Source organism: Burkholderia sp. Se-20373, from assembly GCF_017104705.1.
Taxonomy (GTDB): Bacteria; Pseudomonadota; Gammaproteobacteria; order Burkholderiales; family Burkholderiaceae; genus Burkholderia.
The window spans coordinates 14,767-28,687 of the sequence record NZ_JAAGPH010000003.1; the positions used below are offsets into that span (position 1 = coordinate 14,767).

The following is a 13,921-nucleotide window of genomic DNA, read 5'->3' on the forward strand; positions in this document are numbered from 1 at the left end:
TTTTCATCGCTTTCCCGCTTTCCCGCATCACCCCGATTCCCAGCGACTCGCCGGCCCTGCCGGCATGTCGCGTCACCCTGCCCGCTCCTGCAGCATCAACCGGTATTCCGTCGGCGTGACGCCGACCGTCGCCTTGAACTGGCGCGTGAACGCGCTGTGATCCGTATAGCCGCATAGCGCCGCGACGTCGGTCACCTTGTCGTGCGTGACGAGTAGCGCGGTGGCCGCATCGAGCCGCGTCTTCAGCAGCACCTGGCGCGGCGTCAGGTGGAACACCTTGTGGAAGTAGCGCTCGAGCTGCGCGACCGACATCCCCGCCATCTGCGCGAGATGCTTCAGGTTCAGCGGCTGCACGTAGTGATCCTGGATGTGCTGGACGACGTCGGCGAGCCGGCTGTACGCCGGGTGCGATCCCTCGTGCGCCTTCAGGTCGCGCGAGATGCCCGCGAGGCCGACCACCCTGCCCGCGGCGTCGCGCAGCGGCTCCTTGCAGGTCAGGCACCAGCCCGGCTGACGGCCCGGATACAGGTGCAGTTCCAGCTGGTCCATCAGTTGCTGGCCGGCGTTGATCGTCGCCATGTCCTGCTCGAAATAGCTGCGGCCGAAGCGGCGCGGAAACACTTCGTCTGCCGTCTTGCCGAGCAGGTCGCGCTTGTCCTTGTAGCCGCAGCGCATCGCCAGCGTGCGATTGACGATCGCGTAGCGGCCGCTCGCATCCTTCACGAAGAACGCGACGTCCGGCAGTGCATCGAACACCGGTTCGAGCAGGCGGAAGTGCGCAAGCATCGCGCCGAAATCGGCGTTGTCGGGCTGGTAGCGCAACGGTTCGGACAGGCTCATGGGCGGTACGGCAAGCAAGGGCGTCATCCCGGCAACCGCAATGCGAGTGGCAGATGGCGTCGATTATAGAAGCGCCCGTTCGATCGCGTCGCGCCGATCGCAAAGGCGGGCAAGTTGGCGGCGGCCGTCGCAGCGCGCCGCCGATCGGCCGGCATCGTCACGCGACATACGTTGCGTGCGCAACCACTGCGTCGAGCGTGCGGGGGCCGGCCGCGAATCCGCTTGTGTCGACGCAGCCACCACGCGTGCGCCGGTGCCGGCACGCCGTGCGCGGACTGGCGCACTCGCACACCGGCACCGTACGCCCGAACTCGCCAGCATAAAAATGCGAACGTGCAGCGTCTTGGCGCGTTTGCGCATTCGACGTGACGATTTCGGCATATATCAGGGTTATCGACGATATGCCGATATCGTCGCTGGCCGCGCACTGAACGCGCAAGACGCACGCATTTTCGCTATCTAGACTTCGCTTCACGGTCACGAGACGACCTCACGCCGCGGCAGCAATCGGCATGCATGGCCTGCGGCATCGGCCATCAGCTGCGCCGATTCCGGCATAGCCCGGGCAGCACGCGGCACGCACGCAGGGCCCTCGCATCGGCCTGCCGACCGAACCGTCTCGCCCGGTTTACCGGCGCCGGCCCGCCAGCCGGCGGCGGCCCAACCACGCCATCAAGGGGAAGTGAAAGTGAAGCTGAAGGTATCGCACGTCGCGCTGGCCGCTGCCTGCGCACTGTCGGGCACGCACGCCATCGCCGCCGACGTCGTCAAGATCGGTTTCGCCGCACCGCTGACCGGCCCGCAGTCGAATTACGGCACGGACATGCAGAAGGGCGTGCAACTCGCGATCGCCGATTTCAACGCGACGCGTCCGACGATCGGCGGCAAGCCCGTCACGTTCCAGCTCGACTCGCAGGACGACCAGGCCGACCCGCGCACCGGCACGACCGTCGCGCAGCGGCTGATCGACGACAACGTCCGGGGGATCATCGGGCACTTCAACTCGGGCACGAGCATTCCCGCGTCCGACCTGTACGATCGCGCGGGGCTGCCGCAGATCTCGATGGCCACGTCGCCGCAATACACGGCGCGCGGTTACAAGACGACCTACCGGCTGCTGACGAGCGACGCGCAGGCGGGCCGCATCGTCGGCACGTACGCGGTGAAGACGCTGCGCTACAAGCGCATCGCGATCATCGACGACCGCACGGCCTACGGCCAGGGCATCGCCGACGAATTCGCGAAGGCCGTCGAAGCGGCGGGCGGCACCATCATCAAGCGCGACTTCACGAACGACAAGGCACTCGATTTCTCCGCGATCCTGACCAACCTCAAGGGGATGAACCCGGACGCGATCTTCTACGGCGGCGGCGATGCGCAGTCGTCGCCGATGATCCGCAAGATGCGTCAGCTCGGGATGAAGTCGGCGTTCGTGACGGGCGAGATGTCGCGCTCGCCGACGTTCCTGAAGGTCGGCGGCGACGCGGCCGAAGGCGCGATCGTCTACATGGGCGGGCTGCCGAAGGAAAAGATGCCGGGCTTCGCCGGCTACGCGTCACGCTACAAGGCGCGCTTCAACGAAGACGTGATCACCTACTCGCCGTACGCGTATGACGGCACGATCGCGCTGCTCACCGCGATGAAGGACGCGAACTCGACCGACCCGAAGGTGTACACGCCGTATCTCGGCAAGGTGTCGGTCAAGGGCGTATCGGCCCCCAGCATCGCGTACGACACGAAGGGCGACCTGAAGGATGCACCGGTGACGATCTACAAGGTCGAGCACGGCGCGTTCAAGCCGGTCGATACGATCGCCGGCAACTGATCCGCCTGACCCGGCCCCGCGCGGCGCGTCAGCGGCTCACCGGCCGCCCGCGCCGCGCGCGCTTTTGCGTCTGCGTCTGCGTCTGCGCCTGCGCCTGCTTCGGTTTCGCGATCCGAACCGTTCCTCGGCGCGCCCACACACGCGTGCATTTCGCGCTCCTGTAGAATCCCCCCACCCGCTTTGACGCTTCGTCTCCGCCGCGCCCCATCCCGGTGCGGCGGCGCGTGTTTCGTGCCTCACCCGGCACGCGGCACGCTTCGACGATGCAAGCCGCGCCTTGTCAGTCCATGCCGAAAAGCGGGCCCTGGAGACGCAGCACCGACAACAACATTCGAAAACCGATCGTCCTGACCATGCAAGCTTCCGAATTGAGCGGCGTGCCTCGCGCCGCCGAACGCGCGCTCACGCGCAGCGACTACAAGACCCTTGGCCTTGCCGCACTCGGCGGCGCCCTCGAGTTCTACGACTTCATCATCTTCGTGTTCTTCGCGCCGGCGATTGGGCAACTGTTCTTCCCGCACGACATTCCCGACTGGCTGCGCCAGTTGCAGACGTTCGGCATCTTCGCGGCCGGCTACCTCGCGCGCCCGCTCGGCGGCGTGATCATGGCGCACTTCGGCGACCTGTTCGGCCGCAAGCGGATGTTCACGCTGAGCGTGCTGATGATGTCCGTGCCGACGCTGCTGATGGGCCTGCTGCCGACCTACGACTCGATCGGCATCCTCGCGCCGGTGTTGCTGCTGCTGTTCCGCGTGCTGCAGGGCGCGGCCGTCGGCGGTGAAGTGCCGGGCGCGTGGGTGTTCGTGTCCGAGCACGTGCCGTCGCGTCACATCGGCTATGCGTGCGGCACGCTGACCGCGGGCCTGACGGCCGGCATCCTGCTCGGCTCGCTGGTCGCCGCCGGCATCAACAGCCGTTACTCGAGCGCCGAAGTCGGCGCGTTCGCGTGGCGCATCCCGTTCCTGCTCGGCGGCGTGTTCGGCCTGTTCTCGGTGTACCTGCGCCGCTGGCTGCACGAGACGCCGGTGTTCGCCGAGATGAAGGCGAAGAAGGCGCTCGCGGCCGAGATTCCGCTGAAGGCCGTGCTGCGCGACCACGGCCGCGCGGTGATCGTGTCGATGCTGCTCACGTGGATGCTGTCGGCCGCGATCGTCGTCGTGATCCTGATGACGCCCGCGCTGCTGCAGAAGCAGTTTCACCTGACACCCGCGACGACGCTGTTCGCGAACAGCGTCGCGACGCTGTGCCTGACGGCCGGCTGCATCACCGCGGGCTCGCTCGCGGGCTGGATCGGTGCGAAGCGCGTGCTCGGCATCGGCGGCATCGGGCTGGCCGCGTGCTACTACCTGCTGTTCGTGCAGGTCGCGGCCGACGCGTCGACGCTGCCGCTCTACTACGGGATCGCGGGCTTCATGGTCGGCACGATCGGCGCGGTGCCGTTCGTGATGGTCAAGAGCTTCCCGGCCGTCGTGCGCTTCTCGGGCATCTCGTTCTCGTACAACGTCGCGTATGCGATCTTCGGCGGCCTCACGCCGGTGATCGTGTCGCTGATGATGAAGTCGAATCCGCTTGCACCGGTGGTGTACGTCGCGGCGATCTGCGTGCTCGGCGCGATCGCCGTGCAGTTCTCGAAGGATGCGAAGGAGGATTCGCCGCACTGAGCGGCGACGGGGCGCGTGCGGTGGCGTCCAGCGCCGCATCGAATGACCGAACGCACGCGCTCCATGAACAAAGGGCCGAATCCCGCGGGATTCGGCCCTTTTGTTTTGCTTCAGCGCAACGGCAACGGCGCGAGGATGTGCGATCAGCGCAGGCTGCCGTACGTCGTGCTCGGCCGACGCAGGCCGTCGATGCTCGCGCCGCCGGCGCCGGTGACGTACAGCAGCAGGAAACCGCCGGCGATCGCGATGTTCTTCCAGAAATGGATCACCATGTCATGCTGGACCGCGGCGTCCGTCGCGTCCCAGAAATTGTGCCCGACCATCGCGGTCGCGACCGTGTAGAACGCCATCAGCAGGGCGAGCGGTTTCACCTTGTAGCCGACGATCAGCAGCAGCCCGCCAAGCCCCTCGATCGCGACGACGATCGGCCCGATCACCTGCGGATACGGCACGTTCAGACCATGCAGGTAGCCGATGAAATCGCCGTAGCCGAGCAGCTTCATCACGCCGCCCCACAGGAACAACGCCGCCAGCGCCAGGCGCGCGAAAAAAATGACGCCGGAATCGACGGAACGCGTCATGCCTCTCTCCTCGTATGCAATTCGGCCGGCCGCCCGGAGCACACCCGGACAACTCGGCGCCGCGCGACCCTGCGGGGCCCGCGGCAAATGGGCCAGCATAGACAGAGTTTCGGCCGTGTCCAAGAAAAAGGTTGTAGCAAATCTTTACACGGCGGCCGCCGCGCGGCCCGATGGCGGCGGGATGAAAAGGCGTTTAGCCCGCGTCGCTCAACAACACGCCCTTCTTGAAGATGAAGCAGCCGTAGCCGCGCAGCTCGCCGGTGACGATCACCGCGTACGTCTGCTGCGCGCGCTCGTAGAACGCGAACCGCTCGATGCCCGTGAGCGGCACCGAGCGCCCTTCGGCGCGATCGATCTCGGCCTGCACTTCGCGCTGTACGGGCGGCACCGCGGCCGCGTCACCGACGACTTCCATCCGCCACGCGGGGGTGTCGACGTACGTGTCGAGCGGCAGCACGGACAGCACCGCGCGCACGACGCGTGCCGAATCGGCACCGTCGATCCGCAACGCGCGGCCGACCACCGTGTGCTCCGCGACGGATTCCGCCGGGAAGTTTGCGTCGCAGATCGCGATTTCATCACCGTGGCCCATCGCGCGCAGCGTGTGCAGGATGTCGGCGTGCAGCAGCGGGTCGAGATTCTTCAGCATGTCGGCTAGTCTCCGGGATCAGGAACGAACGCATAACGTTACCCGATCCCGGTGGACACTGCGCATGCGTCGCTCGGGTCACGACGCCGCGGCCGGCATTTCGTCGATGAAACCCGTGACCGACGCGAGGCGGCCCGATGCGTCGACGGTGCCGAAGTCCGAGCCCTTCACGATCGCGGCGCCGTCGGGCGATACGAGCGCCCACGAGAACCGCAGGTGCTGGCCGAACCCGTCGACGTCGGTCGTGCGGCGGAAGCGGAACGCAGGGAAGCGCGCCTGCACGGCCGCGATCATCGCGTCGATGCCCGCGTGGCCGTCGCCGGTCATCAGCGGATCGCGATAGGCCGCGTCGCTCGCGTAGGTCGCATCGATCAGCGCACGGCGGCGCGCGACGTCGGGTTCGTTCCAGGCGTCGATGTAGCGGTCGATCAGGTCGGCGTGAACGGACAACGCGGACGAGGCGGATTGGGCGGTGCTCATGGCGAGGCTCCTTGGGTCGATGAGACGACGATGTCGCGAACGTGGCGTGTTGCGTGTTCGCGTGCAGACATCGTCGCCGGCCGCGCGCGGGCGGTCGATTACGTACGAGGTAAGGAAATCGCACCGGTCGCTTCGAATCGATGGCTGCTCCGCACGCCGGACGCGGCCCGCCATGCATCAGCTCTCCTCATCATGGACATCCAGCCGACACGTGCTCCACCGAAATGGAAACGGGCGCCCGCTTCGTCCGGCGGCAACGGCCGCGCGCGTCAGGTCACCGGCGCCGGATTGAACAGCGTCAGCGCATTCGCGAGCTTCCATTGCTCGGCCCACGTGCGGCGCTTGCCGCTCGCGACGTCGAGCATCAGCCGGAACAGTGCCCAGCCGGTGTCCTCGATCGTGGCCGCGCCGGTCGCGATCTGCCCCGCGTCGAGATCCATCAGGTCGTGCCAGCGGCGCGCGAGGTCGCTGCGCGTCGCGACCTTGATCACCGGCACCTGCGCGAGACCGTATGGCGTGCCGCGGCCGGTCGTGAAAATATGCAGGTTCATCCCGGCCGCGAGCTGCAGCGTGCCGCAGATGAAATCGCTCGCGGGCGTCGCCGCGTACAGCAGCCCCTTCTGCTTCGCGCGATCGCCGGGACGCACGACGCCGGCGATCGGCGCGCTGCCCGACTTCACGATCGAGCCCATCGCCTTCTCGACGATGTTCGACAGGCCACCCTTCTTGTTGCCGGGCGTCGTGTTCGCGCTGCGGTCGACGCGGCCGCGCTGCAGGTAACGGTCGTACCAGTCCATCTCGCGGATGATCTCGCGCGCCACGTCCTCGTTCGCCGCGCGCGACGTGAGCTGCGCGACCCCATCGCGCACTTCCGTCACCTCGGAGAACATGATCGTCGCGCCCGCGCGCACCAGCAGGTCGGCCGCGAAGCCGACGGCCGGGTTCGCGGTGAGCCCCGAGAACGCATCGCTGCCGCCGCACTGCACGCCAACGACGAGATCCGATGCCGGGCACGTCTCGCGGCGGCGGCGATTGAGCCGCTCGAGATGCGATTCGGCCATCTTCATGATCGAGTCGATCATCGAGTTGAAGCCGACGTGCGCGGCGTCCTGCAGGCACACCACGCCGCCGTTGTCGGTCGCACCGTCGGCCGCGACCGGAATCGTGCCGGGCGGCAGCAGGCGCTCGGGCTGGAGCTTCTCGCAGCCGAGGCTCACGGTCATCACCTCGCCGCCGAAGTTCGGATTCAGGCTGATGTTGCGCAGCGTGCGGATCGGGATGTCGGCGTCGGGCGCGTCGATCGCCACGCCGCAGCCGTACGTGTGCTCGAGCCCGACCACGTCGTCGACGTTCGGGTAGCGCGGCAGCAGCTCGGCCTTGATCCGCTTCACCGCGTGCTCGACGACACCCGACACGCACTGCACCGTCGTCGTGATCGCGAGGATGTTGCGGGTGCCGACCGAGCCGTCGGCATTGCGGAAGCCCTCGAACGTATAGCCTTCGAGCGGCGGCAGCGGCGGCGCGGCGCGCGTTGCGAGCGGCAGGTCGTCGAGCCCCGGCGGCTCGGGCATGCGCATCGTGCGCTCGTTGACCCAGCTGCCGCGGCGCAGCTCGACCAGCGCATAGCCAATCACCACGTTGTAGCGGACGATCGGGTCGCCGGCCGCGAGGTCGACCAGCGCGACCTTGTGCCCCTGCGGCACGCCTTCGCGCAACGTCAGCCCATCGGCGAACGTCGCGCCCTCGGGCAAGCCGCCGTCGTTGACGACGATCGCGACGTTGTCGTCCGGATGCACACGGATATAGAGCGGGGAAGCAGTCATCGGAATTCCTGGAGGCTATCGGCCATATCGTTAGTCATCATACGACATTCAACCAAGATCGGCGATGCTGCGTAAACCCTTATCCGGAAAGACCCTACTATTTACCGCCCCGCAAATCGCTTGCGCCCCCCTCCCCATCGTTGTACGATGACATACAACGACATCGCCAATGTGGCTCGTATGCCGTTCCCGACGAACCCAGCACTCGCGCTAGACGGACGACCCAACCATGACCTCACCGCAAGAACTCAAACAGATCATTTCCCACGGCCTGCTGTCGTTTCCGCTGACGGATTTCGACGCCGACGGCAGCTTCCGCCCGTCCACCTATGCCGAGCGCCTGGAATGGCTCGCGCCGTACGGTGCGAGCGCGCTGTTCGCGGCCGGCGGCACCGGTGAATTCTTCTCGCTCACGCAGCGCGAGTACTCGGACGTGATCCGTGTCGCGACGGAAACCTGCAAGGGCAAGGTGCCGATCCTCGCCGGCGCGGGCGGCGCGACGCGCGTCGCGATCGAATATGCGCAGGAGGCCGAGCGCCTCGGCGCGAGCGGCGTGCTGCTGATGCCGCATTACCTGACCGAAGCCAGCCAGGAAGGGATCGCCGACCACGTCGAGCAGGTGTGCCGTGCGCTGAAGATCGGTGTCGTGGTGTACAACCGCGCGAATTCGAAGCTGAACGCCGACATGCTCGAGCGCCTCGCCGATCGTTGCCCGAACCTGATCGGCTTCAAGGACGGAGTCGGCGAAATCGAAAGCATGGTGACGATCCGCCGCCGCCTCGGCGACCGGTTCGCGTACCTCGGCGGCCTGCCGACGGCCGAAGTCTATGCGGCCGCGTACAAGGCGCTCGGCGTGCCGGTGTATTCGTCGGCCGTGTTCAACTTCATCCCGAAGACGGCGATGGCATTCTACGAAGCGATCGCGAAGGACGACCACGCCACGGTCGGCCGCCTGATCGACGAATTCTTCCTGCCGTACCTGAAGATCCGCAATCGCCGCGCGGGCTATGCGGTCAGCATCGTGAAGGCGGGCGCGAAGCTCGTCGGCCATGACGCAGGCCCGGTACGTGCGCCGCTCGTCGATCTCACCGATGAAGAAGCGGCGGAGCTCGACGTGCTGATCAAGAAGATGGGGCCGCAATAAGCGGCCGGCAGTCAACCGGCACACGCTTCGGCGCGTGCCGGCGCGGCGCCGCGCGTTCGGCCCCGCTTGCTCTTTTCGACGGCCGGCCCGCGCTTCGCGGGCCGGCCGTTTTCGTCACATCTGCGAAATGGTGCCGACGATCCGGTAGCGCAGGCTGCCCAGCCTGAGCCGGGTCGCGGCGATCTCCGCGCCGGTGGCCGAGCGCCGCGCACGCGTGTTCGGATCGCCGGCGAGCATCTGGTCGAGCACGTCGGGATCGACGACTGCGTCGAAGAACCGACCGACCGTGAGCATCGCGTACTGCTTCGCGGTCGCCAGCTGGCTGTTGGCCTGCGTCAGCGCGTCGGTGCGCAGGCCCGGATCGCGCTCATCGATACTGCGGCGGTGCTTCAGCGCGAACACCAGCGCCTCCATGTCCAGCCTGAACCGCCTCACGGCCCGACCGAAGCGGAGCGAATGCGGATCGGAATCCGTCACGGGCCGCCCCTGGTTGATCGTCACGTCGAATTCGCTGCCGCCCAGGTCGCGCTGCAGTTCGAACAGCGCATTGGCCAGCACGCGGCCTTCGCTATAGTCCCCGACCTGCGTGCGCACCGATTTCGCGACGTCGCCGACCGCTTTCCACAACCCGGCCGCGAACAGGTGGTCGCCACGTTTGCTGATGTTCATGATGCCGTTCCCTCTTGGTCTTTTTCTGGATCTCTCAGGTTTCGCCGTGCGGGTCGGTCGACCCGGGGCTTCGGTACTGTAGGAGAAAAGCGGGCGACGGGAAAGCCGGCAAGATCAACGACCGTTTTTGCCCACACGACGGCGCCGGCGCTCGCCCCGGCCAGCGGCCCCCTCCATGTCCCCTCGGCACGATCCAGATTCATTACACCCTCTGGCACATGCATCACCATCAGCATCAGTTGATGCGATAATTGATGCCTCGATCCTTTCCGGAGGCGCACCATGCGCACGACCTTGTCCCTTGACGACGCCCTGCTTGCCAAAGCGCAGCAATTGACCGGCGTGACCGAAAAATCAGCCTTGGTGAAAGAGGCGCTGCGCGCGTTGATCGCCCGCGAAAGCGCCCGTCGGCTCGCCCGACTCGGCGGCACCGAGCCTGATCTCGAATCCATCCCGCGCCGCCCGTCGGACCCAGCATGATTCTTGTCGACACCTCCGTCTGGATCGACCATCTTCGCGCCGGTGACGTCACGCTCACAGCGCTACTGGAAACCGACCGGGTACTGATCCATCCTTTCGTGATCGGCGAACTCGCGCTCGGCAGCCTGCGAGATCGCCAGACCGTACTGGATGCGCTGCGCGATCTGCCCGTCGCCACCTCGGCAACTGACGATGAAGTTCAGCGCCTGGTCGATGTCGTGCCGCTTCACGGGCTCGGCATCGGCTACGTCGATGCGCACCTGCTCGCCTCGGTCCGACTGACCGATGGCAGCAAGCTGTGGACACGCGACCGGCGCCTGCTGAGCGCAGCAGACCGCCTGGGGCTCGCTGCGCATCCCGCCCACTGACGCGGCGAGATCGGCACCACCCCAACCTGCCATGCAAAAAAGGCGGAAGCGGCTCACCGGCCACTTCCGCCTTTTCGTTTGTTGCAACCCGCAAGCACCCAGGCTCACCGGTCGCAATCGAACGCTCCGTCAATCGAGGTGCGTCATCACTCCGCCTTCCCGTCCCGCAGCCGCGGAATCGCGAGCGGATTGCTTTCCTGCAACCCTTCCGGCAGCAGATCGTCCGGGAAATCCTGGTAGCACACGGGCCGCAGGAAACGCTCGATCGCCGTTGCGCCGACCGACGTGACGGCCGGATTCGACGTGGCCGGAAACGGCCCGCCGTGCACCATCGCGTCGCACACCTCGACGCCGGTCGGGTAGCCGTTGACCAGCAAGCGGCCCGCCTTGCGTTCGAGGACCGGCAGCAACCGGCGCGCGAGCGGCTTGTCGTCGGCATCCATCTGCAGCGTGGCCGTCAGCTGGCCTTCGAGCGCTTCGAGCACGCGCGCGACTTCGTCGAGATCGCGGCAACGCACGATCAGCGACGCCGGCCCGAACACCTCGTGGCTGAACGCCGGCTCGGCGAGGAACGCCTGCGCACCGACTTCGTACAGCGCGCCGCCAGCCTGGCAGTCGGTCTGCGGCGCCTCGCCCGCGCCGATCTCGCGCACGCCCGGCAGTTCGGCCAGCTTGCCGCGGCCGTTGCGATACGCATCGGCGATGCCGCGCGTGAGCATCACGCCGGCCGGCTTCTTCGCGAGCGCCTGCGCGGCGACGGTTTCGAAGCGGTCGAGATCGGGGCCGTCGATCGCGAGCACGAGGCCCGGGTTGGTACAGAACTGGCCGACGCCCAGCGTCAGCGAATCGACGAAGCCCGTCGCGATCGCGTCGCCGCGCGCAGCGAGCGCCGCCGGAAACAGCACGACGGGGTTGATGCTGCTCATTTCCGCGTAGACGGGAATCGGCTGCGGGCGGGCGTTCGCGAGTTGCACGAGTGCCATCCCGCCCTGCCGCGACCCCGTGAAGCCGACCGCCTGAACCGCCGGATGGCCGACGAGCGCCGCGCCGATCACGCGGCCGGGGCCGACCAGCAGCGAGAACACGCCCGCCGGCATGCCGGTTTTCGCGACGGCGGCGCGGATCGCGCGGCCCACCAGCTCGGACGTGCCGAGGTGCGCCTCGTGCGCCTTCACGATCACCGGGCAGCCGGCCGCGAGCGCCGATGCCGTATCGCCGCCGGCCACCGAGAATGCGAGCGGGAAATTGCTTGCACCGAACACGACGACGGGCCCGAGCCCGACCTTCTGCAGCCGCAGGTCCGAACGCGGCAGCGGCGTGCGCGCCGGCTGTGCGGGATCGATCGACGCGGCGAGGAAGCGCCCGTCGCGCACGACGCGCGCGAACAGCCGGAGCTGGCCGACGGTGCGGCCGCGCTCGCCCTGCAGCCGCGCGATGGGCAGGCCCGTTTCCGCGTGCGCGCGCTCGATCAGCACGTCGCCGAGCGCGACGATTTCATCCGCGATCGCGTCGAGAAACGCCGCACGGGCCGCGAGCGGCTGCGCGCGGTACGCGTCGAACGCATCGCGTGCGAGTTCGCATGCGCGCTCGACGTCGGCCTGCGCCGCAACGCCGAATGCCGGCGCGTCGATCGGCGCGCCCTTCGACGGGTCGAACGCGCGCAAGGTACCTGCCGAGCCGGCGACCGCTTCGGCGCCGATCAGCATCTCTCCAGTCAGTTGCATGGGGTGTGCTCCGTGGTTCGGGAATAGGTCGTTCATTGTAGCTCAACAGATATGATGTCCGCCCACCGAACATCAATATTCACGTCAGGTGCCGGGCCGGCTCCGAAACGCACGAAACCCTTATTTCACGCGCCAATATCTGGGATTTTTACGCCTTCACGTCACCATCCAGAGGGAAAACCCGAGGTTTCTGCGTCTGATTATTGCCCATAAACTGTCGCCAAGTCATACGACGACATACATTAAAATGCCAAATCAAACCCCTTCTCGCGAGCTTCCGCTCGACCTCGCGCGCACCGCGCGCCGGACCGCCGTGCGCTACTGGATCCTGGCGATGCTGTTCGTCGTCACGACGCTCAACTATGCGGACCGCGCGACGCTGTCGATCACCGGCACGCCGATCCGCAAGGCGTTCGGCATCGATCCGGTGACGATGGGCTACATCTTCTCGGCGTTCAGCTGGGCGTACGTGCTCGCGCAACTGCCGAGCGGCTGGCTGCTCGACCGCTTCGGCGCGCGGCGCGTGTATGCGGCCAGCATCTTCCTGTGGTCGGCGTTCACGCTGCTGCAGAGCACGATCGGCCTCGGCGGCAGCGCCGCGTTCGCGGTCGCCGCGCTGTTCGCGATGCGCTTCGCGGTCGGCATCGCCGAAGCCCCCGCCTTTCCGGCGAACGCGAAAGTGGTCGCGAGCTGGTTCCCGACCGCCGAACGCGGCACCGCGTCGGCGATCTTCAACGCCGCGCAGTACTTCGCGGCCGTGGTGTTCTCGCCGCTGATGGCGTGGCTCACGCATGCGTACGGCTGGCACCAGGTGTACCTGTGGCTCGGCCTCGCCGGCATCGCGCTCGCGTTCCTGTGGCTGCGGGTCATGAAAGATCCGGCCGACCATCCGGCCGTGAACCGCGCGGAACTCGAGCACATCGAGCAAGGCGGCGGCCTCGTGCGCGCCGCCGCACGCAGCGGCAACGGCGCGCGCTCGGAAAGCAGCCGCGTGGCCGGCTGGTACTACGTGCGCCAGCTGCTGTCGAACCGGATGCTGATCGGCGTGTACCTTGGCCAGTACTGCGTGAATGTGCTCACCTACTTCTTCCTCACGTGGTTCCCGATCTATCTCGTGCAGGCGCGCGGCATGTCGCTGCTGAAGGCCGGCTTCATGACGTCGCTGCCCGCGATCTGCGGGTTCCTCGGCGGCGTGCTCGGCGGGATGCTGTCGGACGGGCTGATCCGCCGCGGCGTGTCGCTCACGCTCGCGCGCAAGATTCCGATCGTCGGCGGGATGGCGCTGTCGATGGTCATCATCGGCTGCAACTACGTCGACAGCGAAGTCCTGGTGATCGTGCTGATGGCCGTGTCGTTCTTCGGCAAGGGGATCGGCTCGCTCGGCTGGGCCGTGGTCGCGGATACCGCGCCGAAGGAAGCGATCGGCCTGTCGGGCAGCCTGTTCAACATGTTCGGCAACACGGCCGGCATCGTCGCGCCGATCGCGATCGGCTACCTCGTCGGCGCGAGCGGCTCGTTCAACGGTGCGCTCGTGTTCGTCGGGCTGAACGCGCTCGTCACGGTGTTCAGCTATCTCGTGATCGTGAAGGACATCAAACGCGTCGAACTGCGTCATCGCGACACCTGACGTTCGGCTTCAAGACAAGACAACGGCGGCCGCATGAAAACGGCCGCCGT

General features: G+C 67.1%; 13 protein-coding genes. 6 read left to right on the forward strand and 7 right to left on the reverse strand.

All coding sequences use genetic code 11. The features are described 5' to 3' along the window. Positions 1-72: 72 nt before the first annotated feature. The gene (locus G3N96_RS01450) at positions 73-867 is read right to left on the reverse strand and encodes an AraC family transcriptional regulator (protein WP_089459046.1); all 795 of its coding nucleotides are present in this window, start codon (positions 865-867) and stop codon (positions 73-75) included. A gap of 661 nt (positions 868-1,528) precedes the next feature. On the opposite strand from G3N96_RS01450, the gene G3N96_RS01455 reads away from it, so the two are divergent. Beyond that, complete coding sequence (locus G3N96_RS01455; RefSeq protein ID WP_206135984.1) at positions 1,529-2,665, forward strand: branched-chain amino acid ABC transporter substrate-binding protein; 1,137 nt, start codon at positions 1,529-1,531, stop codon at positions 2,663-2,665. Positions 2,666-3,018: 353 nt separating this feature from the next. Continuing rightward, positions 3,019-4,326, forward strand: a complete 1,308-nt coding sequence (locus G3N96_RS01460; RefSeq protein WP_124584750.1) for an MFS transporter — start codon at positions 3,019-3,021, stop codon at positions 4,324-4,326. A 143-nt stretch (positions 4,327-4,469) separates the two neighbouring features. Here the strand turns inward: G3N96_RS01460 and G3N96_RS01465 are convergent, their stop codons facing one another. The 4 genes from G3N96_RS01465 to garD form a co-directional block, all read right to left on the reverse strand. Continuing rightward, a complete protein-coding gene (locus G3N96_RS01465) occupies positions 4,470-4,907 on the reverse strand; it encodes a DoxX family protein (RefSeq protein ID WP_089496154.1) in 438 nt (145 codons plus the stop codon). A gap of 193 nt (positions 4,908-5,100) precedes the next feature. After that, positions 5,101-5,556, reverse strand: coding sequence for an RbsD/FucU family protein (locus tag G3N96_RS01470; protein WP_089441574.1), 456 nt, complete (start codon positions 5,554-5,556; stop codon positions 5,101-5,103). A 78-nt stretch (positions 5,557-5,634) separates the two neighbouring features. Next, on the reverse strand, positions 5,635-6,036 hold the full coding sequence (locus G3N96_RS01475; protein WP_206135985.1) for a nuclear transport factor 2 family protein: 402 nt from the start codon (positions 6,034-6,036) through the stop codon (positions 5,635-5,637). A gap of 269 nt (positions 6,037-6,305) precedes the next feature. Continuing rightward, complete coding sequence (garD, locus tag G3N96_RS01480) at positions 6,306-7,859, reverse strand: galactarate dehydratase (protein WP_046546146.1); 1,554 nt, start codon at positions 7,857-7,859, stop codon at positions 6,306-6,308. Between the two features lie 229 nt (positions 7,860-8,088). Between garD and kdgD the strand changes: the two genes are divergently transcribed. Next, positions 8,089-9,003, forward strand: coding sequence for a 5-dehydro-4-deoxyglucarate dehydratase (gene kdgD / locus G3N96_RS01485; RefSeq protein ID WP_011546881.1), 915 nt, complete (start codon positions 8,089-8,091; stop codon positions 9,001-9,003). A gap of 114 nt (positions 9,004-9,117) precedes the next feature. Here the strand turns inward: kdgD and G3N96_RS01490 are convergent, their stop codons facing one another. Next, positions 9,118-9,672 carry a hypothetical protein gene (locus G3N96_RS01490; protein ID WP_206135986.1) on the reverse strand — a complete coding sequence of 185 codons (555 nt, stop codon included), beginning with the start codon at positions 9,670-9,672 and terminating at the stop codon, positions 9,118-9,120. A 282-nt stretch (positions 9,673-9,954) separates the two neighbouring features. On the opposite strand from G3N96_RS01490, the gene G3N96_RS01495 reads away from it, so the two are divergent. Then, complete coding sequence (locus tag G3N96_RS01495) at positions 9,955-10,152, forward strand: type II toxin-antitoxin system VapB family antitoxin (RefSeq protein ID WP_011353944.1); 198 nt, start codon at positions 9,955-9,957, stop codon at positions 10,150-10,152. After that, on the forward strand, positions 10,149-10,520 hold the full coding sequence (locus tag G3N96_RS01500) for a type II toxin-antitoxin system VapC family toxin (RefSeq protein ID WP_206135987.1): 372 nt from the start codon (positions 10,149-10,151) through the stop codon (positions 10,518-10,520). The genes G3N96_RS01495 and G3N96_RS01500 overlap by 4 nt, the downstream gene beginning before the upstream one ends. 146 nt (positions 10,521-10,666) lie before the next feature. Here the strand turns inward: G3N96_RS01500 and G3N96_RS01505 are convergent, their stop codons facing one another. Then, a complete protein-coding gene (locus G3N96_RS01505) occupies positions 10,667-12,244 on the reverse strand; it encodes an aldehyde dehydrogenase (NADP(+)) (RefSeq protein WP_206135988.1) in 1,578 nt (525 codons plus the stop codon). Between the two features lie 247 nt (positions 12,245-12,491). Here G3N96_RS01505 and G3N96_RS01510 point away from each other — a divergent pair, with 247 nt between their 5' ends. Then, a complete protein-coding gene (locus G3N96_RS01510) occupies positions 12,492-13,871 on the forward strand; it encodes an MFS transporter (protein ID WP_175240053.1) in 1,380 nt (459 codons plus the stop codon). Positions 13,872-13,921 lie beyond the last annotated feature (50 nt).